This window comes from Actinoallomurus liliacearum (genome assembly GCF_039542035.1).
GTDB lineage: Bacteria > Actinomycetota > Actinomycetes > Streptosporangiales > Streptosporangiaceae > Actinoallomurus > Actinoallomurus liliacearum.
In genome coordinates, this window is record NZ_BAABHJ010000040.1 from 269,855 (window position 1) to 290,685 (window position 20,831).

Below are 20,831 nucleotides of genomic sequence, written 5' to 3' on the forward strand. Positions count from 1 at the left end.
GCAGACCGCTCGTCGCAGGGCCACTGCCGGGATGATCGGCTTCCTGGGACAGATCGGCCAGAAGCTCGCCGACCGGTGGGTGGCCCTGGTCGCCATGCCCGGGCTGCTGTACGTCGTGGCCGTCACTGTCGCGGCCGTACTCGGCCAGGATCATGCGCTCAGCTATCCGGACTTGAGCCGGAAGCTCACGGCATGGGCCGCCGGCCCCACCCTGAAGTCGCCAGGCGGCGCGGCGATCCTCGTCGCGGTGGTACTGGTCGGCTCGGTCGGCGCAGGACTGGCCGCGACGGCAGGCGGTCGGGTCGTGGAAGCGACATGGACCTTGTCGGGCAGGCACGTGCCCGCCCGGTGGCTGGCCGGGTGGCGGCGGGACCGGTCCGCGCGCCTGAAGGAGATCGCGGACACCTCCGCCGATCCGGCCGTGGTGCGCCGGGCCATCGAGCGGGCCGACCGGATCTGTGTGATCGAGCCTGACTGCCCAACGTGGATAGGGGACCGGCTGCGCGCCTGCCATGTCCGGATCGACAAGGCCTACGGCCTCGATCTCCCGTCCGCCTGGCCGCGCTTGTGGCTGGTGTTCCCCGACGCCGTCCGGGCCGAGCTCGGCGCTGCCCGCGATGGGTTCAGCGCAGCCGCCAGGCTCGCCGCATGGTCCGTCCTGTACCTGTTGCTCGGCTTCTGGTGGTGGCCTGCCGTGCCGGTCGCCGTGGCCGCCGGAGCCACGGCGATGGTCAGGGGCCGCCTGGCCACGGGCAACCTCGCCGACCTCATCGAGGCGGCAGTGGATCTGCACGGTACGGATCTCGCCGCCCGCCTCGGCGACCGGCCTTCGGTGACGCCGGAGACCGGGGGACGGCTCACCACCCGGATGCGCAAGGACCGCTGGGACCCGGACTCGCCGTTGGCCGACTGACGCCGGCGGCGGCCGACTGCGCTGTCCCCTGGCCGACTGCTGCGGCGCGGCCGATAATCGGGGCGTGAGGAATCCGTTCCGCCGGCGGCGGGCGCAGGCCGGGCAACCGGCACGACCGCTGGTGCGCATAGAGCAGCCGTCACCGACTCGGCAGCCGTCCGCGTGGGCGGCCTTCGAGATTCTTCGGGCCGGGCAGTTGATGGAGTCGGCGGACGGTGACCGCACCGAGAACCTCCTGCACGCCCTGGACATCCTGGCGGGCGCGCGAACCGTCGCCGCGAACGGTGAAGACGCCGCGACGATAGGGCTGGCCATGGCGTTCACGGCCGACGCGCACATCGCCCTGGATCGGGACGCGGACGACCTGGAGAACGCGGTGGCCTGGTACACCGTGGCCGCTCACCAACTGCGGCACAGCAACCCGCGCGAGTACGTGTCCCGGCTGATCGACTTGAGCGAGGCCTACCGGGCACGGGTACACGACCTGCCGTGGCGGAACGCGGAGAAGGCGGTATCGGTGTTACGTGCCGCCATGGTCCGGGCCGCTAGGCATGGCTGGCCTGACCTGTGGGCAAGAGCCGCCCTCGGCCTGGGCGCGGCCTACGACGAGAGGATCGTGGGCGACCGCAAGCGGAACCGGTGGCACGCCATCCGGGTCTTACGCGGCGCGGTCGAAGGCTTCACCGCCCTTGGAAACGACGCACGCCAGGCACAGGCCCGCGTCGCGCTTGCCCAGGCGCTGCTGAATGGTGACCACATCACGGTTGCCGACTGCGACGAGGCGATCGCCGCCGCCTCCGCGGCGCTGGACTGGTACCGGCGCGGCGGCGACCTCTATCTGCAGGCGGTGAGCCAGTCGATCCTCGGTGGCGCGCTCACGCAGCGCGATTCCCCGGATGCCCCCGGCTTCGCCGCGGGGATCAGCCTGCTCGCCGAAGCAGCGCGGCTGCTGGCCGCCGATCCCGACCCTGGCGCTCGCCAGGCCGAGGCGTCCGCGCTCATCAGCCTGGGTCATGCCTGCACCGACCGGGCTGAAGCCGGGGATGCGGCCGAGGGGCAGCGCGGGGTCCAGGCCCTGTCACGTGCCCTGGAGATCTACGTCGAGCTCGGCCGTCCCGTGGAGTGCCGTGGCATCGGACTCGATCTCGGCCTGCTCCAGGCCCGTCACCTCGGGGACTGGACAGGCGCGACCAGGGCCTTCGAGGCCGCGGCCGAGGCACACGATGTGCTCTTGTCGTTGTCCCCGGACCAGGACACCAGGGTGCTGGAGTCGCCTCTCGGCCAGCGGGTGGCGGGCCTGCTCGCCTACGGCCACGCGGTGACCGGGAATCCCGGCGCGGCGGCCGTCGCGTTGGAGCGAGTCAGGGTACGGGCCGCCCGCCAGGTGATCGACATCCACAGGACGTGGGACCCGCAGTTCCCGGCGGTCCCACCCGTGCCGGCGGATGCCTGGCCGCTCACCGAGTTCCGTGCCCTGGTGACCCGGATCCGCACACTGGCCCCCGACTTCTTGCGACCGCCGGGGCTCGCCGACCTGCAAGCCGTCGCCGAGTCCGGCCCGCCCGTCGCCTACGTTGTGATCACCGAGTTCGGCAGCGCCTGGATCGTGCTGCATGAGCGCGCGGGCGTGCTCCTGGTGCCCGAGGTGACCTCGGAGGCGCTGCGGCAGATGCTCGTCAACGGCTACGTGCAGGGGCAGTTCTTCGGAGAGCCGGGCTTCGAGGATGCCCTGGCAGACTGTCTGGAGCGGCTCGGCGCACTGACCGGCCCGCTGCGCGCGTGGCTCGACGAGGCGGGGATAGGCGAGCTGGTCGTCATCCCGACCGGGTACGCGAACCTCGTCCCGCTGCATGTGGGCCTGGCAGGGGCCGACCGTACGATCACGTACGTGCCCTCGGCTGCGATGCTGCGGGACGCCCGGGAGAACGCCGCCGTAGCCTCCGGGCGGCCGGGCAGGCTCGTCGCCGCGGCGGTCACCGACGGCATACCGCCGCTGCCTTATGCCGACGCCGAGGTGCGGCAGGTCGCGACGCACTTCGATGACAGCGTGGTCCTCAGCCGGACCGGGGGCGGGGGCATCGAGTTCCTCGCCGCCGCGACCAGCGCTACGCATCTGCACATCGCCAGCCATGGCTACGCCAATGCCGCCCACCCAGAGTCCTCTTACCTCGCGCTGCCCGGCGGCGCCCGCCTCCACGTCGCCGACATCATCCGTCAGGCGGGCCGGCTGGCAGGTACCCGGCTGGCGGTCCTTTCCGCATGCCAGTCGGCCCTCACCATGAACCAACCTGACGAGTTGCTCACGCTGCCGACCGTGTTCGTCGTCGCCGGCGTCGGCGGGGTCATCGCCACTCTCTGGCCGGTCCCCGATCTCAGCACGGCACTGCTCATGGACCGGCTGTACGCCCGCATGACGGACGGCACCTCCCCTGCGTGCGCGCTACGGCAGGCCCAGGAAGACCTGGCCGCGATGACGCCCGAGGACGTGCTCCGCTTCCGGCAGGCGCACGGCTTCGGCCCGCAGGCCGGGGCGGGGCGATCCACGTCAGCGGCTTCGCGGGCCCGGACACCGGCGGATCCCACAGCGAGCCCGGCGGCTTCATCCACGCCTGGCCCGGGCCGATCGCCACGGCGACCGTTCGGGCATCCCTTCTACTGGGCCGGCTTCGTCTACATCGGCGCGTTATCCAGGTCTGTCATAGTCGAGCAGCCTCCTGGTGGCCGCGTCGAGGCCGTCCCGCCGACCGTCCGCGACGATCCGGTGAATGACGGCCAGCCCTTCGAGCGTTCTGGTGTCCCGCGTGTAAGCGGCCGCGTTGATCAACCGGTCGAAGAGATCGTCGACCTCGGGCCCGAGCAGTTCAGGGTGGCGTAGCAGCACGTTCCGGGCGTCCGCGGCCGTCTTGCTCTGCACGAACTCCACGATGATGTCGGCGAGGTCGTCGAGAGTCACGTCCACGCTCCTGTCTGTCACCGCGCCCGTACCGTGACAATAACCGGAAGGCGCCCGAGAAACAGGGGAAGATGTAGGGTCCGTCGGCCCACGAGCAATCACGGGTCGGGTGACCTGCGGTGTTTCGGTCGTGAGCGGCGTCAGGTTGTCGAGATTCCGCGTGATCATGAGCAATCGCGGCTGTCGGCGGTCGATACCTCGGGGTGATCCAGGGACCAGTCGTAAGCCTATTGGTTCATGATCCGGTTCTCCCAGGACCACACGGCGATTTCTACCCGGTTGCGGACGCCAAGTTTGTTCTGGATTCGGGTGATATGGGTCTTCACCGTGCTGAGCGAGATGAATAGTTCAGCGGCGATTTCCTGGTTGGTGCGTCCCTGGGCGATGCTGCGGGCGACGTCGAGTTCTCGTTCCGAGAGTTGGTCCCGGGCTACGGCGGCCGGGGGCCAGGTGGAAGCGAGCCGGCGGAGGAGGCGGACGGTGACTGACGGGGAGATCAGGGCGTCACCGGCGCCGGCGGCGCGGACGGCTTCGATGAGGAGTGCGGGTCCGGCGTCTTTGAGCAGGAAGCCCACCGCGCCGGCACACAGCGCGCCGTAGACGTATTCGTCGGTGTCGAAGGTGGTGACGATCACGACGCGGAGCGGGTCGGCGACGCCTGGGCCGGCCAGCGCGCGGGTGACCTCAATGCCGTCCAGGCCCGGCATGCGGATGTCGACGAGGCATACGTCCGGGCGGAGTGCCTGGGCGAGGGCTACGGCCTGGATGCCGTCTGCGGCCTCTGCGGCCACGGTGATGTCGGGCTGGCTTTCGAGGATCAGCCGGAAGCCGCTGCGGACCATGGCCTGATCGTCGGCCAGCAGGACCCGTAGGGTCACGGCCGGCCTGGCGCGGGGAGAGGCAGGCTGGCTTGGACCGCCCAGCCCGCTTCGGGCAGCGGCCCCGCGCGGAGCTTTCCGCCGAGCGCCTCGACGCGCTCTCGCATCCCGACGAGCCCGTAGCCGCCTCCTGGGCGAGAGTGTCGGGAGGCTGTGGTGGGGGCGTTGTCGGTCACCTCGACACTGACCTGCTGGGGGGCGTGGGTGACGGTAACGGTGACTGAGCGGGCGCCGGAAGCGTGGCGGGCGATGTTGGTCAGCGCTTCCTGCACGACCCGGTACATGGTGCTGGCCACCTCGGGCGGCCAGGCGGAGGTTGGTATGCCCGGGGGGAGCCGTAGATCGACAGCTGGGCCGTGTTCGGCGAATCGCTCCACGAGCTTGCTGATCGGTTCGGGTGTCGGCGGGACCGTGCTCATGTCGTCCGGATCGCGCAGCAGCCCGACAAGCTGCCGGATCGCGGCCAGCGTGTCAGTGCCGGTGGTCTCGATGTTGCCCAGCGCCGACCGTAGCGTCTCAGCGTGGTCGTTTCCGGCGAACCGGGCAGCCTGGGCCTGGACGACCATGCCGGTGACGTGGTGGGCGACCACGTCATGCAGTTCCCTGGCCAGCTCAAGGCGCTCCTCGTGCCGTACGGTCGCCAGCGTCTCATGGTGGAGGAAGTCGAGATAGCGGAGATAGAGGCCGACAGCCAGCGCGGCAGACCACAGGGTGGCTCCGGCCAACGCCCAATAGACCCGGTTGTCGAACAAGCCGTGGGGCCCGGCGGTCTCACTTATCCCGATCACGAGCGTGCCGGCAACGCCGACGATGGCGGCACGGCGCGGCGGCAGCGTTCGGACGGCCGCGGCGCCGAGTACGAGCATGCCGACGAGCCCGCCGCCGAACAGCGGTCCCGGGGGGATGGCCCCCAGCGTGATCGCGAGTCCGGCCCCGCCGAACAGGGCAAGGCCGGTCACCGCCGCCAGTGTCCGGTTCCGTCCGCGTAGCAGGGCGGTCGCGCAGATCACGATGCCGACACCGGGGCTGAACAACCAACCCCTGCCGGCTTTGGCGACCAGCAGTGCGTTGAGGGCGATCATCATGGCCATTGCCACGCCCAGCGCTACTTCGGCGCCTGTCCCGGCCCGCCGGGCTAGGGGCTTGAGCACGTCCATGTCGCAAGGTTACGGCCGCATGCCACCGCGGCCGTGTCGGTCGAAAGTACGAATCCGGGCCGCGCAGGAAGCAGACTTCCAGCCGATACCGTGACGGGCCCCGCGTGGCCAAAGTGGTCACGTGATCGCAGTTGACGGCCATTCAGCCGGGCGTTCACACCTGTTTGTCCGGTACCTCACCCAGGCCGCCGGGCATCCGCCGCCCGACCTGCCGGCGGTCACCGTCGTGCCAAGCGATCCGCTAACGAGCCACCGGGTCATCGCGACCGGACCACCCGAAGCCGGCGCGGTACCGGCCGGCCCCGCCATCGAAGACGGCTATGTCGCCCAGATCCGCGTCCGCCGTCCCCGCCATGTGCCAGAGAGGAACCCATGAGACGACAGAGCGTGCCTGCCACCGGCGTGGAGTTGATCCGGTTGGACGGCGTGACCAAACGGTACGGCAACGGGGCGGCGCCGGCGGTCGCGGACGTCGACCTGGCGGTGCATGCCGGCGAGGCGGTCGCGATAATGGGGCCGTCCGGCAGCGGTAAGTCGACGCTGCTCAACCTGATAGCGGCGATGGACCGGCCGACCACCGGCACGGTGCAGGTCGGCCGGGACCGCGTGGACAAGATGAACGAGACCGCCGCCGCCAAGTACCGGCGGCGCCAGGTCGGCATGATCTTCCAGTTCTTCAACCTGCTCGACGACATGACCGTCATGGACAACATCCTGCTGCCCGCCCAACTCGCCGGGGGCCGGTCGGACGCCGCGCGGCAGCGGGCCGACCAGTTGCTGGACAGGCTCCGGCTGAACCACCGCCGCGACGCCTACCCGGCGCGGCTGTCCGGCGGTGAGCGGCAGCGTGTGGCGATCGCCCGGGCCCTGATCAACCGGCCCGCGCTGCTGCTCGCCGACGAGCCGACCGGTGCGGTGGACACCAGGGCCGGAGAGGAGATCGGCGCACTGCTGCTGGATCTGAACTCGACCGGGCAGACGCTGATCCTGGTCACCCACAACCCGGAGCTGGCCGCCAGGTACGCGAGCCGGGTGATCTCTGTCGCCGACGGCCGGATCAGGTCGGACTCGGCAAACCCGGCAGGTCCCACGGGCGCGCCCGGCATGGGAGTCCAGCGATGACCGCGGTCCTCCGCACGGCCCTCAGCGGCCTGCGCGGACGCCGCCTGCAGGCACTGATCATCGGTGTCGTCATGCTGTCGGCCACCGCGACCTCGACGGTCGCGCTGGGGCTGCTCGCGGGCGCCCACGGCGCATTCGACCGCGCGTTCGCCGAACAGAACGGCGCCCACGTCACCGTCACCGTGAACGCCTCGGTCGCCGGCACCGACCAGCTTGCCGCGACGTCCCGGCTCTCAGGTGTGACGGCTGCATCGGGCCCGTTCGGCGAGGTCGAGGTGAATGCGCGGGTCACGGTTCCCGGAGTACCCGGCTCGTCGACGACGCCGCTCCGGATCGTCGGCCGGTCCGCCTCGAGCGGCCCGGTGGACGACATCACGCTGCTCGACGGCCACTGGCCGGACGGCGACGGGCAGATCGTCGTCGACCGAGGCAACGGGGTGTTCACCGGGTCGGCTCTCACCATCGGCTCACAGACGCTGACCGTGGTCGGTACCGCGAACTCGATCACCCACACCGCCGCCGGCTGGGTGACGCCATCCCAGATCGCCGCGCTCCGGAGCGTGGGGGGAACCGGGGAGGCTCAGATGCTCTACCGGTTCACCCACGCGGAGTCGCACTCCGCGGTCGCCGCCGACATCACCTCGGTACGGTCGGCGCTGCCGAGCGGCGCGGTGCTCGGCACCGCGTCCTATCTGGACGTTCGGCAGGCGGAACGGGCTGGGATCCAGCCGTGGGTGCCGTTCATCATCGCGTTCGGCGTGATCGCGCTGGTGATCTCGGTGCTGATCGTGGTGAACGTGGTGGCCGGTGCGGTGATCGCCGGAACCACCCGCATCGGTGTGCTCAAGGCGATCGGCTTCAGCCCGGCGCAGGTGGTCGCCTCGTACGCGCTGCTGGTGCTGGTTCCGGCGATGGTCGGCTGCGTCATCGGGGTCGTGGTCGGGAACCTGCTGGCGATACCCATGCTCGAGGTGAACGCGCACGTCTACCAGGTGGGGACGCTGAGCGTCCCGCTGTGGGTCGACGTCCTGGTTCCGCTGACGGCACTCGCGCTGACCGCGGTCGGCGGGGTCCTTCCCGCACTGCGGGCGGGCCGGATGAGCGCCATCCAGGCGATCGCCACCGGCCGTGCCCCCCGGCCGGTCCACGGCTTCTTCGCGCACCGGGCCGCGGCGCGACTGCGGTCACTCCCCCGGTCGATCACGCTCGGCCTGGCCGCGCCGGCCGCCCGGCCCGCCCGGACGGTGACGACCTGGGTGGTCATCGTGTTCGGCGCCGCGGCTGTGACGTTCGGCATCGGGCTGGGGGCAACGCTGATCCGGGTCGGCGACGACTCGCCCTACTCGCGCATGCCGGTGCAGGTGTCGGGCCGCACAGGCGGCCAGGCCCCCTCCCTGAGCGACGCGCAGCAGCACGCCGTCGCGACGGCGCTGAAAGCACAGGCCGGAACGCGGTACTACATGACTGAGACCGACGACGAGTTCAGCGTGCCCGGCGCGGCGCAGAAGGCGGCCGCCATCGCCTACGGCGACACCCCGTCCCTGAGCGGGATTCCGCTGATCTCCGGCCGCTGGTACTCCGCCTCCTCGGGAGCCGCGGAGGTGGACGTGAACACACTGTTCCTCACCGACACCGGCACCTCGGTCGGGTCGACGTACACACTGATCTCCGGCCGGCACCGGCTGACGGTCCAGATCGTGGGCGAGGTGTTCAAGACCGGCAGTCAGCCCGACCTGTACCTGAGTCCGGCCACGCTCTCCCGTTTCGACCCGGGTGCGCTGCCGCAGTACTTCGACGTGGCCCTCCAGTCCGGCACCAGCGCGCAAGCGTACGCCAACAACGTGTCGGCGGCGCTCGGCCACTCCTTCCGCGCCACCTCTTCCCAGGCTTCGACCACGCAGTTCCTCGCCGTGCTCACCTTGATCACGATGCTGACGATCCTGATCACCGTGGTCGCCGGCCTCGGCGTGCTGAACACCGTGGCGCTGCAGATCCGCGAGCGAGCTCACGACATCGGCGTGTACAAGGCGATCGGCATGACGCCGCGGCAGACCCTCCTCATGGTGGTGTGCTCGGTCGCCAGCGTCGGTCTGGTCGCCGGAATCGTCGGAGTCCCCGCCGGAGTCCTCCTGCACCATGCCGTGGTGCCGGTGATGGCGCACGCCGCGAACTCCGGGTACCCGCTGTCCCTGCTATCGGTGTACTCCCCGTGGGAGCTGATCCTGCTGGGACTCGCCGGGTTGGTCATCGCGATCGTCGGCGCGCTCGGCCCGGCCGGCTGGGCGGCGAAGGCCGGAACGGCATCCGCCCTGCGCGCCGAGTAGGGCAGCCGGCGCCCGGATTTGCTCGGACAGTGCTCATGATCTGCCGTCAGTGCTCACGAAAACGCGGACCCTACAGGAGACCTGGCTCAGTGGGCCATGTCGACGAAGCGGCTGTAGTGGCCCTGGAAGGCGACCGTCACGGTGGCGGTGGGGCCGTTACGGTGCTTGGCCACGATCAGGTCCGCCTCACCCGCCCGCGGGGACTCCTTCTCGTAGGCGTCCTCGCGGTGCAGCAGGATGACCATGTCCGCGTCCTGCTCGATGCTGTTGTGGAGAGCGATCCCATCCGCGACGAAATTATGGGTGCCAAGCACGGTCGCGTCGTAGACCTGCTGTTCGCCAAGGCTTTCTATACTGGCGATTTCATCCCAGAAGATGTCGTTGGTAGCGACCATCTCAAGGTCGGCGTCACCGAGAACGCCAGCGATCCGTTCAAGGCGCTCTCTGCCCGGCGCATGCTTCCGCAAGGTACTGCCACAGAACTGTGTGCCGATGGCTCTCGCGAACTCGCGATGGGTCATCTTTCGCTCCTCGAGCACGAGACGCACTCGATCCCAGACTTCCCGTGGGATTGTGTCGAGATTCGTGTTGCCCTTAATGGAGCGCAGCTTATGTTGTGCGAGCTCGGCCATCGCCGCCCGCTCCCCGTGGACACCGATCTCATCCAGGAAGCGGAGCTGGTTCTCGGCACCATAAATATGAAGTTGATATCCGGGACGATGATTGCCCTTGCGGACTTCTTTGATACGCGTCATGACGTTGAAGCGCAGCAGCAGACGCGAGACATCATCGATCAACCGGCGGCTGGTGGACGCATAGTAGATCCGCGCTTGGCCCGCATTGTCGTCCCACCAGACACAGCCGTCCGTTGCCCAGAGGTGGCGGAGGAAGGTTGCAAGCTGTCGCCTTGGCAAAGAGAAGATGCTGGCTGGAACGAATTTTTCATGGCTTCGTAGACCGAAGAGGCCCATCGCGTCCAGCCATGCAGCGATCGGATTACGTTTTCCATGAGTCAGGTGATAAGGGGCCGGAAGGCGCAGCGTCGTGCACCGCGCAGCCTCGCCCTGTTCACGCACTGCAGTTATTCCGAAGTGTTCTGCGGCTTCTGCCACAGCAGCGAGATTCGCCTCATCCCTACTTGCGTACCTGATCGGTTGACGCTTTACGAAGGACCCATCACCGATGAGATGAGCCAACAACCGGACTTCCGCTTCCGGCCGTGCCGTCTCTTCACGTGGAGCGGGCACATGCCTCGGCACACCCACCCGATCCCCAGGGCTCATGTCACGCAGCGCCTGCCATCCGCCGTACGTCAAGAAGGGATGGTTCGTGGTGGCCTTGACCTGGCGCCCGGACTTAAGCGTGACCCTGAAGACCTCTTTCGTACCGCTCGGGAAAGCATGGCTCAGATTACGACTCACCAAGCGAAGCTTGTCATCCAGGGACCACACCGGAACGTTCTTCTCTCCGGACGCCATGAGCTCGCCTAGTGAGACCTCGGCCCCCGAGTCAGCACGAAGAATCCGAGTGTCGGCGGTGAGGCAACCCGATTCGCGCAGATCGGACACCATGGGCTTCTTGTCGGTTCGCTGCTCTGGGCCACGGTTGAGCTGGGAGAGCGCGATGACCGGGACCTCGAGTTCCTTGGCGAGGAGCTTGAGCGACCGGGAGAACTCCGAGACCTCGACCTGGCGGCTCTCCACCCGCTTGCCGGACTGCATGAGCTGCAGGTAGTCGATGATGACCAAGCGCAGGTCGTGCTGCTGCTTCAGCCGCCGGCACTTGGCGCGGATCTCCATCATCGACATGTTCGGCGAGTCGTCGATGAACAGCGGCGCCTCGGCGACCTCGCTCATCCGCCGGGCCAGGCGCGTCCAGTCCTCGTCGTTCATCGAGCCGGACCGCATGGCGTGCAGCGCGACCCGCGCCTCGGCCGAGAGGAGCCGCATCGTGATCTCGTTGCGCCCCATCTCCAGCGAGAACACAACCGTCGCCAATTGGTGCTTAATTGCCGCAGCTCGGGCCAAATCTAGGGCGAGTGTACTTTTGCCAATGGCTGGACGAGCGGCAATGATGATCATTTGCCCGGAATGGAGGCCGTTGGTGAGGGCGTCGAGGTCGGTGAAGCCGGTGGGGACGCCGACCATCTGGCCGCCGCGGCTGCCGATCGCCTCGATCTCGTCCAGGGCGCCGGGCATGATGTCGCTGAGCGGCGCGTAGTCCTCGCCGGAACGCTTGTCGGCGATGGCGTAGACCTCGGCCTGGGCCCGGTCGAGGAGGGCGTCGGCGTCGGCGCCGTCGGTGCTGTAGCCGAGCTGGGCGATGCGGGTGCCGACCTCGACGAGCCGCCGCAGGACGGCCTTCTCCTGCACGATCTTGGCGTAATAGCCGGCGTTGGCCGCGGTGGGCACCGAGGCGACCAGGGTGTGGAGGTACGGCGCGTCGCCGATGCGGCTGAGCTCGCCACGCTTGAGCAGCTCGTCCTTGACGGTGATGGCGTCGACCGGGTCGCCCCGGCCGTACAGGTCGAGGATCCGGTCGAAGACGGTCTGGTGCGCCGGCCGGTAGAAGTCGCGGCTCTGGACCATCTCGATGACCTCGGCGATCGCCGTCTGGGACAGCAGCATGCTGCCCAGGACGCACTGCTCGGCGGCCAGGTCGTGCGGCGGGGTGCGCTCGAACTCCTGCTCGTGTGAGGGCATATCGGTGACGCTCATTCCGACACCCCCAACGGTCTCAGTCGCTCACGTCTTCCACGTCTATCCCACAGGTCTGACAGTCTGCGGCCGGTCGGGGAGGGAAGGCAAAATGATCTGTGGAGGGCGCTGTGGACCACCTGTGCATACACGCCGATTCGGCTGTGCACATCACCTGTGGATAACTTGTGGATACTCGGATCGACCATCCGAATCATCCCTCTGAACTGGGGATACTTCGTCCACCACCTGTGGGCACGAGAAAGTTCGGACGACGGTCATCCACAGGGTCGCCCACAGGAGCAGGTAAGCGTTAAGTCCCGTTTGCCGGTTACAGTGGCACATCATGACGTTCCGGCACCCCCATGACCGGGAGATCCTCCGCCTCGCGATCCCCGCGTTCGGCGCGCTCGTCGCCGAGCCGCTGTTCCTCCTCACCGACTCGGCGATCGTCGGTCATCTGGGGACGGTCTCCCTCGGCGCGCTCGGGATCGCCGGGCAGATCCTCGGCACGCTGGTGAACCTGTGCGTCTTCCTCGCGTACGGCACGACCGCGTCCGTCTCCCGCCAGGTGGGCGCCGGCAACCATCGCGCCGCCGTACGGCAGGGCGTGGACGGGATCTGGCTCGCCGCCCTCATCGGGATCGCGCTGATCGTCGTCGGGCGGCCGCTCGTCCCGGTGGTGGTCCGCGCGTTGGGCGCGTCGGCGGTCGTCGCGCCGCAGGCGGAGACGTACGTGCACATCAGCCTCCTCGGCGTCCCGGGCATGCTGATCGTGCTGGCCGGCACCGGGGTGCTGCGCGGGATGCAGGACACGAGGACGCCGCTGGTCGTCTCGGTGGGGATGTTCGTCGTCAACGCCGGGCTGAACGCGCTGTTCGTCCTGGTGCTCGGGGCGGGCATCGCGGGCTCGGCGTGGGGCACGGTCCTGGCGCAGACCGGCGGGGCCGCCGCCTATGTCGTCATGGTCCTGCGCGGCGCGCGGACGTACGGTGCGCCGCTCCGTCCCGACCTCGGCGGGCTGCGGGCGTCCGCGACGGCCGGCGTCGGCCTGCTGATCCGTACGCTCAGCCTGCGCGTCGTCCTCGTCGTCGCCACGATGGTCGCCGCCCGCCTCGGGGACCCGCAGATCGCCGCGCACCAGATCGCGGCGAACGTCTGGACGCTGATGGCGTTCGCCCTCGACGCCATCGCGATCGCCGGGCAGGCCATCACCGGGCGCCAGCTCGGCGCGGGCGACGTCGCGGCCGCGCGCGCCGCGACCCGCCGGATGGTCGCGTGGGGCGTCGCCTGCGGTGTGGTGTTCGCGCTCCTGCTGTTCGCGGTACGCCCCTGGCTGCCGGACATGTTCACGGCCGACGCCGCCGTACGGTCCCAGTTGCTCGGCGCGCTGGTGATCGTCGCCTTGCTGCAGCCGATCGCGGGGGTGGTCTTCGTGCTCGACGGCGTGCTCATCGGCGCGGGCGACATGGCGTACCTGGCGGTGGCGGGCGTGCTCCAGACGGCGGCGTTCCTGCCGGTGGCCTGGCTCGCGTACGCGCTGGGCGGCGGCCTGGTGTCGCTCTGGCTGGCGATGGGCGTGTGGATGGCCGCCCGGCTGGTCACGCTGGGCCTGCGGGCCCGTACCGACGCGTGGTCGGTCGCGGGCGCCGTCCGCGGCTAGCCCTCCCGGGCGGCCGTACGCGGCCGGGCCTGAGGGCGACCGTACGCGGGCGAACCTGTTGGGAGGCCGTGCGCGGGTGGATCTGAGGGAGGCCGTGCGCGGGCGATTCCGGCCGGCGGCCGTACACGGCTAGTCCTGGCGGGCGGTCGTCGGTGGCCGGTCCTCGTGGGCGGGGTCCGGTCCGCCGACGGCCGCCACCTGGGCGCGCATCCCGTCCAGCATCCGCTGCAGGCCGTACTCGAACAGGGCGTCGCGGTCGAGCGCCGCGGGTCCGGCGGCCGTGATGAGAGGGAACCGCTGCGGGTCGAAGTCGAGCCCGGCGTCGTCCTGGCGCTCCTGATCGTGCTGTTCGTCCAGCACGAACCCGACGACATAGTGGCCGAGGACGATCGTGGCCCGCAGGGCGTCCTCGGCGGTGAACCCGGCGTCGACCAAAAAGCCCAGCACGCGCTCGATGTGCGGCCAGGACCCGGGCGGCGGCCGGTTCCCGGACGCCAGCCGCGCGCCGTCGCGGTGCGCGAGCATCCCACGGCGCAGCGTCCGCATGCCCTCGGCGAGCCACTCGTCCCACGGCGCGCCGGCCGACGGCGGCTCGACCGTGATGCCGGCCTCCTCCCGGGCGAAGACGGTCAGGTGGTCGAGGAGGTCCTGCTTGTTCGTGAAGTGCCAGTAGAGGGCGGGTGCCTGGACGCCGAGCTCCTTGGCCAGTCTCCGCAGCGACAGCCCGTCCAGGCCGACCTCGTCGAGCAGCCGTAGGGCGGTACGCAGGACCGTCTCGCGTTCCAGTGCCATCGATCGCCTCCCGTTGACAACTTAACACCGTTCAAGTCATCCTTAACGCCGTTAAGGATTTAACACCGTTAAGGAGTGTGACGTGTCGTACGACGTGGTGATCGTCGGCGCCGGACCGATCGGCCTCTTCCTCGCCTGCGAGCTCCGGCTGCAGGGCGTCCGCACCGTCGTCCTGGAACGGCGGACCGAGATCGACCCCACCCTCAAGGCCGGTGCCGTCGCCGGGCGCGGCGCCGACGTCCTCATCCGCCGGGGCATCTCCGAGCTGCTCGGCGACCAGCCCACCATGGCCGACCTCATGGGCGGCGGGAAGCTCGGAGCCGAGAGCACGCAGGCGACCACCGCGAAGCCGGGCGCGCCACTCGTGGGGCACTTCGCCGGGCTGTGGATCCTGCGCGGCGGCTCACAGCCCGCCGGAATGCCGATCATCGCCGGCCAGCAGGTGCTCGAGGCCGCCCTCGAGAAGCACGCGACCGAGCTGGGCGCCGACCTGCGGCGCGGTCACGCTCTCACCGGCATCACCCAGGACGACACCGGCGTCTCGGTCGCCGCCGAAGGCCCCGAGGGGCCGTACGAACTGCGCACCGGGTGGCTCGTCGGCTGCGACGGGGGCCGCAGCGCCGTCCGGAAGCTCACCGGATTCGCCTTCCCCGGCGTCGACGGAGTGATCACCGGCCACCAGGCGATCGTCGAGGTCGACGACCCGGACTTCTTCCCGCTCGGCTGGCACCGCACCGAGCACGGCATGCTGGCGCGCGGGCCGTTCCCGCAGCGGGTCCTGGCCGTCGAGTTCGACGGTCCGCCCGTCGATCGTTCCGCGCCGGTCACCCGCGAGGAGCTGCAGGCATCACTGCGCCGCCTGTCCGGCACCGAGGTCACCGTCACCGCCGTGCACAGCGCCACCCGGTTCACCGACAACACCCGGCAGGCCGAGACGTACCGCGTCGGCCGGGTGCTGCTGGCCGGCGACGCCGCCCACGTGCATCCGCCGTTCGGCGGGCAGGGCATCGCGCTCGGCCTCGGCGACGCCGCGAACCTCGGCTGGAAGCTCGCCGCCGAGGTCTCCGGGTGGGCCCCGGACGGGCTGCTCGACACCTACACGACCGAACGGCACCCCGCCGCGGCCCGCGTCCTGCACAACACGCGGGCGCAGGTGGCGCTGCTGGCCCCCGGCCCGCGCGTCGACGCGCTGCGCGACGTCTTCACCGCCCTCGCCTCGACCGCGGAGGCCAACCGCCTGCTCACCGACCTCATGGGCGATCTCGACCTGCGGTACGACGTGGCCGCAGACCACCCGCTCGCGGGCCGGTACTGCCCCGACCTGGCCCTGACCGTCTCCGGTACGGCGACGAGCGTGGCCTGGCTGGCGCGGGGCGGTCGCCCGCTGCTGCTCGATCTCGACGACCGGCCCGGCGTACGGCACGCGGTGCGGCCGTGGGCCGGTCGCGTCGAGGCCGTGACGGCCCGTGCGGACGGCGCTCCGGCCGCCGCCGTGCTCGTACGCCCGGACGGGTACGTGGCCTGGGCCGGTGAGGATGTCGGTGGCCTGCGGGAGGCTTGCACCCGATGGTTCGGCGCGCCGCGCGAGTGACGAAGTACGGCGGAAATCCGCTCCCGTGTCGGCCCGGGGCGCTAGACTTCGAACATGTGTTCTACACAAGGGGAGCGTCTGGCTCACCTCACCCGAGCGATCGACGACCTGGCCGCCGAAGGCCTCGGCGGCCTTCCGCCGGACGCCTGGGCGGAGCGGGTGGCCGGCATCTGGGCCCTCGTCGAGGGGCTCGATCCCGAACTCGCCCGCCGCCGCGCCTGCTACTCGACCCTGGAGTCCTGAACGACGCCCGCGTGCGGACGTCGCCGTCCCGGCGTCCGCGCGCGGAGGCCTTACGCCGGACGCCCCACACGGGGACGCCCACCGCGGGAACCCCACCCGCAGACGCGGCACGCCGACCCACACACGGAGGCCTCGCCCTGAGCGCCCGCAGGCGGAGACACCGCCCCGCGCGTCCTGGCGCCGGTCGCCGGCGGCCGGAGGATCTACTCCTCGTGGCCGTGCAGCCGGCGGTGGTGGCGGGACGTCAGGCGACGTCGTGCGTCGGACGGCGGGTCGGGGTGCGGCGGATCGGGGTGCGGCGGATCGGCGTGCGACGCGGCGTCGTCGAGGGCCCGCGCCACCTCCGCACGCAGGCGTGGCAGCCGGCGGTAGAGCACGTCCCCCGGGCAGTCCGTGTCGTTGTAGTCGCGATGACCGATGATCGCCACGGAGGGATCGAGCCGGTAGGCCGTGCACAGCCAGAAGCAGACGCCGACCAGCGCGTCCCACAACCGGCCGGGCACGTCCTCCTTCTCGTACGTGCCCTCGTTCTCGATGCCGATCGTGTGGTCGTTGTGGTGCAGTGACTGGGCGCCGACGACGAGCCGGCCCTGCTGGATGGTCGGCAGGGAGCCCGCCCGTCCCTCCATGACGTGACCGCCACGGCTGATCGTCAGCTGCTCTCCGATGTCGTCCCAGCCCTGACTCTTCATGTGGTAGCGCTGGATCTGCCGGGAGAGCTCGAACGCGTGCGAACGGGACAGATCAGAAGCATTGGGCGAGGCGGTGTGGTGCACGATGATGTGGTCCGGCGCGCGGTCCAGCACCCGCGGTGGCCGCCTCGGCGGCACCGCGCCCCACTCCCTGCGCGTGTACACCTTCGGTGTCACGTCGGCGTTCGCCCACATCATCCCGCCGGCCATCATGACATCGGCGGCCACGATGCCCAGCATCCCCCGCAGCACATCCCGGCGCAGCGTCCCCTCACGCACGATCGCGGCCACCCCCCGTGGACGACTGATCGCTAAGCGTAGTGATCGCGACGCGGAATGCGAGGAGGCCGGATTGGGTGTTTCACGTGGAACGCCACCTGACACGCCCGGATACGGCGAAGGGCCGGGTCCCATCGGACCCGGCCCTTCACCTGCGCTGAAGCGACGTCAGCCGGCGAGAACCTCAAGGGAGATCTTGGCGCTCACCTCGGGGTGGAGGCGCACCGCCACCTCGTGAGAGCCGACCGTCTTGATCGGGTTCCGTACCTCGATGCGGCGCTTGTCCAGCTCCGGGCCACCGGACGCCTTGACGGCACCGGCGATGTCGGCCGGAGTCACCGCGCCGAACAGCCGACCGCTCTCACCGGCGCGCGTCCGCAGCCGGACCTTGAGCTTCTGCAGGTCCTTGCTGATCGCCTCGGCCTGCTCGACGCTGGCGATCTCGCGGGCCGCGCGGGCCTTGCGGATCGAGTCGATCTGCTTCTCCGCGCCGCGCGTCCACTGGATCCCGAAGCCGCGCGGGATCAGGTAGTTACGGCCGTAGCCGTCCTTGACCTCGACGACCTCGCCGGGAGCGCCGAGGCCGGCGACCTGCTGAGTCAGGATGAGCTTCATGACGAGTGACTCCTTTCTCAGCGGGCCGTGCTGGTGTACGGCAGCAGCGCCATCTCGCGCGCGTTCTTGATCGCGGTGGCGACGTCACGCTGGTGCTGGGTGCAGTTGCCCGTCACCCGGCGCGCGCGGATCTTGCCGCGGTCGGAGATGAACTTGCGCAGCAGCGCCGTGTCCTTGTAGTCGACGTAGGAGAGCTTCTCCTGGCAGAACAGGCAAACCTTCTTCTTCGGCTTGCGTGGTGCCGGTTTCGCCATCGTGGTGCTCCTTAGAAGAGAGCCCCGCTCACGCGGGAATGGTCGGTCGGATGATGAGTGATGCCCGTACGGGCTTAGAACGGCGGGTCGTCGGAGAAGCCGCCGCCCCCGGTCGCCCAGGGGTCGTCGGCCGGCGCGTTGCCGCCGCCGAAGCCGCCGCCTCCGCCGCCCGATCCGCCCTGACCGCCACCGAAGCCGCCGCCGCCCTGGCCGCCGCCGTAGCCGCCCTGGCCACCGCCGCCTCCGCCACCGCCGAAGCCGCCGCCTCCGCCGCCCGAGCGCTGGGACTTGTTCACCTTGGCGGTGGCGTTCCGCAGCGACGGGCCGACCTCGTCGGCCTCGAGCTCGAAGACGGTGCGCTTCTCACCCTCGCGGGTCTCGTACGACCGCTGCTTCAGGCGGCCCTGGACGATGACCCGCATGCCGCGCTGGAGGCTCTCGGCGACGTTCTCCGCCGCCTGCCGCCAGACGTTGCAGGTGAGGAAGAGGCTCTCGCCGTCCTTCCACTCGCCGGACTGCTGGTCGCGGAAGCGGGGGGTAGAGGCCACGCGGAAGGTCGCGACCGGCTGCCCGTTCGGGGTGAAGCGCAGTTCGGGATCGGCGACCAGGTTGCCGACGATCGTGATCTGGGTGTCGCCTGCTGCCATGCGGCTCTCCGGTTACAGATCGGTGCGTGTCGTGGGCTGACCGGGGAACGGTCAGTGGGCCTCGGGGCGGATGACCTTGGTGCGCAGGATGGACTCCTGCAGGTTCAGCTGCCGGTCGAGCTCTTTGACCGTGGCGGGCGTGGCCGTCAGGTCGATGACCGCGTAGATGCCTTCGGACTTCTTGGCGATGTCGTACGACAGGCGCCGGCGGCCCCAGACGTCGACCTTCTCCACGCTGCCACCGCCGTCCTTCACCACGGTGAGGAACTGGTCGAGCGACGGCTGGACCGTGCGCTCCTCGGTGTTCGGGTCGAGGATGACCATCACTTCGTAACGACGCATGCTGGTCCCAACCTCCTTTGGACTGGTGCGGTCACGGTCTCTCCGTGACAGGAGGGCTCTTGCGTCGCCCCGCGTCTCGGATGCGCGGGACCGACAAAGGCTATCAACAACCGGCAGCTCAATCGGCCGGAAGCCGGGGACCGGGACCCGCGCTAGCGGCCCCGGCGCCGGTCCAGCTCGGACATGATGTCGGCCATCCGCGACCGCATGCGGGCCGTCTGGGTCGTCAGCATGGACAACTCCTCGATGAGCTCGGCGTCGTCGATGGCGGCCAGGTCACGAGTGATCATCGTCATGGCATCCTCCATTCGAAACCACGTTCGACAATACCGCTGGGGACCGACAGAACGCTCGTCGCCCTGTACCCCCCGGACCAGGGTCTTGACCTGCCCGGCGGCAGGGAACGACTCTGGGAGGACACCACCCCGTGTAGGAGGTGACGAATCGTTATGTCACCACTGGCCATCCCGCGACGTCTGCTGGAACGGCAGACCCATCCCTTGGAGAACTCCCTCGCGCTCGTCACCGTGGCCGCCGGTCTCGCGACCTTCGTCCTCGGGGCCGTCCACGCGACGCACTTCGTCGCCGTGTGCCTGGGATTCGTGACGTTCCTCTTCGGCCTGTACTCCCAGTTGGTCTCCGCGACCACGGTCGAGCGCTGGCTGAACGTCCTGGGCATCGGCATGGCCTTCGTCGGCCTCGGCCTGGGTCTGTCGCATGGCGGCTTCACGGTCTGACCGGCCGAACCGGCCGAAGCGGTCGGAGCAGCCGATCCGCGGCGGTGGATTCTCGTCGGTCACCGTTCTGGTCGGACCGCGCGCGTAGGCTCGTCGCCATGCTGCGAATCGGAGCCCACGTCGACCGAACGGACCCGCTCGCCGCCGCGGCCGCGAAGAAGGCCGAGGTGGTCCAGTTCTTCCTCGGAGACCCGCAGGGCTGGAAGGCCCCCGTCCTGCCCGAGGGGTACGAGGCGATCCGCGACTCCGACGTCGACGTGTTCATCCACGCGCCGTACATCGTGAACGTCGCGTCGTCCAACAACCGCATCCGGATCCCGAGCCGCAAGATCCTCACCCAGCAGCTCGAGGCCGCCGCGAAGATCGGCGCGAAGGGTCTGATCGTGCACGGCGGGCACGTGCTGAAGAACGACGACCCGCAGAGCGGCTTCGACAACTGGCGCAAGGTCTTCGAGCGGATGGAGGACCGCCCGATCCCCGTCCTCATCGAGAACACCGCGGGCGGGGACAACGCCATGGCCCGCAAGCTGGACCGGATCGCCCGGCTGTGGGAGGCCCTCGACGGCTTCGACGTCGGGTTCTGCCTGGACACCTGCCACGCGCACGCGGCGGGTGAGGACCTGGTCGACGTGGTCGAGCGCGTCAAGGCCATCACCGGCCGGATCGACCTGGTGCACTGCAACGACAGCCGCGACGCGTTCGGCTCCGGCGCCGACCGGCACGCCAACCTCGGCGACGGCCGGATCGACCCGGAGCTGATCCTGGCCGTCGTACGGGCGGCCGGGGCGCCCGTGGTCGTGGAGACGCCCGGCGACGGGCAGGCCGCCGACATCGCCTGGCTCCGCGAGCACCTCTGACCCGCATCCCGTCCTCCAGGGCACGGAAGTTATCCACAGGCTGCGGACGGCGGCGCGCCATAGTGGGCCCCTGATT

At 69.9% G+C, this 20,831-nt stretch carries 20 protein-coding genes; 10 read left to right on the forward strand and 10 right to left on the reverse strand.

Going from position 1 to position 20,831, the window contains the following annotated elements; genetic code table 11:
* Positions 1–31: 31 nt before the first annotated feature.
* Both ABD978_RS39820 and ABD978_RS39825 read left to right on the forward strand, forming a co-directional pair.
* On the forward strand, positions 32–913 hold the full coding sequence (locus tag ABD978_RS39820; protein WP_345366190.1) for a hypothetical protein: 882 nt from the start codon (positions 32–34) through the stop codon (positions 911–913).
* 64 nt (positions 914–977) lie between these two features.
* Positions 978–3,788 (forward strand): CHAT domain-containing protein, encoded by a 2,811-nt coding sequence (locus ABD978_RS39825; RefSeq protein ID WP_345366192.1) that lies wholly within the window; start codon positions 978–980, stop codon positions 3,786–3,788.
* A 305-nt stretch (positions 3,789–4,093) separates the two neighbouring features.
* On the opposite strand, the gene ABD978_RS39830 is transcribed toward ABD978_RS39825, so the two are convergent.
* Both ABD978_RS39830 and ABD978_RS39835 read right to left on the reverse strand, forming a co-directional pair.
* On the reverse strand, positions 4,094–4,744 hold the full coding sequence (locus ABD978_RS39830) for a response regulator (RefSeq protein ID WP_345366194.1): 651 nt from the start codon (positions 4,742–4,744) through the stop codon (positions 4,094–4,096).
* Positions 4,741–5,901 carry a sensor histidine kinase gene (locus ABD978_RS39835; protein WP_345366196.1) on the reverse strand — a complete coding sequence of 387 codons (1,161 nt, stop codon included), beginning with the start codon at positions 5,899–5,901 and terminating at the stop codon, positions 4,741–4,743. The genes ABD978_RS39830 and ABD978_RS39835 overlap by 4 nt, the downstream gene beginning before the upstream one ends.
* A 121-nt stretch (positions 5,902–6,022) precedes the next feature.
* Between ABD978_RS39835 and ABD978_RS39840 the strand changes: the two genes are divergently transcribed.
* Genes ABD978_RS39840 through ABD978_RS39850 form a run of 3 tightly spaced genes read left to right on the forward strand, consistent with a single transcriptional unit; the run spans position 6,023 to position 9,347 of the window.
* Entirely contained in the window at positions 6,023–6,277 is a 255-nt protein-coding gene (locus ABD978_RS39840; protein WP_345366198.1) for a hypothetical protein, read from the forward strand.
* On the forward strand, positions 6,274–7,023 hold the full coding sequence (locus ABD978_RS39845) for an ABC transporter ATP-binding protein (protein WP_345366200.1): 750 nt from the start codon (positions 6,274–6,276) through the stop codon (positions 7,021–7,023). Before ABD978_RS39840 ends, ABD978_RS39845 begins: the two co-directional genes overlap by 4 nt.
* A complete protein-coding gene (locus ABD978_RS39850; RefSeq protein ID WP_345366202.1) occupies positions 7,020–9,347 on the forward strand; it encodes an ABC transporter permease in 2,328 nt (775 codons plus the stop codon). Before ABD978_RS39845 ends, ABD978_RS39850 begins: the two co-directional genes overlap by 4 nt.
* 86 nt (positions 9,348–9,433) lie before the next feature.
* Here the strand turns inward: ABD978_RS39850 and ABD978_RS39855 are convergent, their stop codons facing one another.
* Positions 9,434–12,064, reverse strand: coding sequence for a replicative DNA helicase (locus tag ABD978_RS39855; RefSeq protein WP_345366204.1), 2,631 nt, complete (start codon positions 12,062–12,064; stop codon positions 9,434–9,436).
* Positions 12,065–12,389: 325 nt separating this feature from the next.
* Here ABD978_RS39855 and ABD978_RS39860 point away from each other — a divergent pair, with 325 nt between their 5' ends.
* Positions 12,390–13,706, forward strand: a complete 1,317-nt coding sequence (locus ABD978_RS39860; RefSeq protein ID WP_345366206.1) for an MATE family efflux transporter — start codon at positions 12,390–12,392, stop codon at positions 13,704–13,706.
* 129 nt (positions 13,707–13,835) lie between these two features.
* Here the strand turns inward: ABD978_RS39860 and ABD978_RS39865 are convergent, their stop codons facing one another.
* The gene (locus tag ABD978_RS39865) at positions 13,836–14,498 is read right to left on the reverse strand and encodes a TetR/AcrR family transcriptional regulator C-terminal domain-containing protein (protein ID WP_345366208.1); all 663 of its coding nucleotides are present in this window, start codon (positions 14,496–14,498) and stop codon (positions 13,836–13,838) included.
* A gap of 82 nt (positions 14,499–14,580) precedes the next feature.
* Between ABD978_RS39865 and ABD978_RS39870 the strand changes: the two genes are divergently transcribed.
* Positions 14,581–16,089, forward strand: a complete 1,509-nt coding sequence (locus ABD978_RS39870; RefSeq protein ID WP_345366210.1) for an FAD-dependent monooxygenase — start codon at positions 14,581–14,583, stop codon at positions 16,087–16,089.
* 54 nt (positions 16,090–16,143) lie between these two features.
* A complete protein-coding gene (locus ABD978_RS39875) occupies positions 16,144–16,332 on the forward strand; it encodes a hypothetical protein (RefSeq protein WP_345366212.1) in 189 nt (62 codons plus the stop codon).
* A 203-nt stretch (positions 16,333–16,535) separates the two neighbouring features.
* Here the strand turns inward: ABD978_RS39875 and ABD978_RS39880 are convergent, their stop codons facing one another.
* The 6 genes from ABD978_RS39880 to ABD978_RS39905 all read right to left on the reverse strand — a co-directional run bounded on the left by ABD978_RS39880 (position 16,536) and on the right by ABD978_RS39905 (position 19,457).
* Positions 16,536–17,303 (reverse strand): peptidoglycan recognition protein family protein, encoded by a 768-nt coding sequence (locus ABD978_RS39880; RefSeq protein ID WP_345366214.1) that lies wholly within the window; start codon positions 17,301–17,303, stop codon positions 16,536–16,538.
* Positions 17,304–17,471: 168 nt separating this feature from the next.
* The gene (rplI, locus tag ABD978_RS39885; RefSeq protein WP_345366216.1) at positions 17,472–17,918 is read right to left on the reverse strand and encodes a 50S ribosomal protein L9; all 447 of its coding nucleotides are present in this window, start codon (positions 17,916–17,918) and stop codon (positions 17,472–17,474) included.
* A 17-nt stretch (positions 17,919–17,935) separates the two neighbouring features.
* Positions 17,936–18,172, reverse strand: a complete 237-nt coding sequence (rpsR, locus tag ABD978_RS39890; protein WP_252781265.1) for a 30S ribosomal protein S18 — start codon at positions 18,170–18,172, stop codon at positions 17,936–17,938.
* Between the two features lie 74 nt (positions 18,173–18,246).
* Entirely contained in the window at positions 18,247–18,819 is a 573-nt protein-coding gene (locus ABD978_RS39895; protein ID WP_345366219.1) for a single-stranded DNA-binding protein, read from the reverse strand.
* Between the two features lie 51 nt (positions 18,820–18,870).
* A complete protein-coding gene (gene rpsF, locus ABD978_RS39900) occupies positions 18,871–19,161 on the reverse strand; it encodes a 30S ribosomal protein S6 (protein ID WP_345366221.1) in 291 nt (96 codons plus the stop codon).
* 152 nt (positions 19,162–19,313) lie between these two features.
* Entirely contained in the window at positions 19,314–19,457 is a 144-nt protein-coding gene (locus tag ABD978_RS39905) for a hypothetical protein (RefSeq protein WP_345366223.1), read from the reverse strand.
* Positions 19,458–19,610: 153 nt separating this feature from the next.
* On the opposite strand from ABD978_RS39905, the gene ABD978_RS39910 reads away from it, so the two are divergent.
* The gene (locus ABD978_RS39910) at positions 19,611–19,898 is read left to right on the forward strand and encodes a hypothetical protein (protein ID WP_345366225.1); all 288 of its coding nucleotides are present in this window, start codon (positions 19,611–19,613) and stop codon (positions 19,896–19,898) included.
* 98 nt (positions 19,899–19,996) lie between these two features.
* Positions 19,997–20,755 carry a deoxyribonuclease IV gene (locus ABD978_RS39915; protein ID WP_345366228.1) on the forward strand — a complete coding sequence of 253 codons (759 nt, stop codon included), beginning with the start codon at positions 19,997–19,999 and terminating at the stop codon, positions 20,753–20,755.
* Positions 20,756–20,831: the final 76 nt, after the last annotated feature.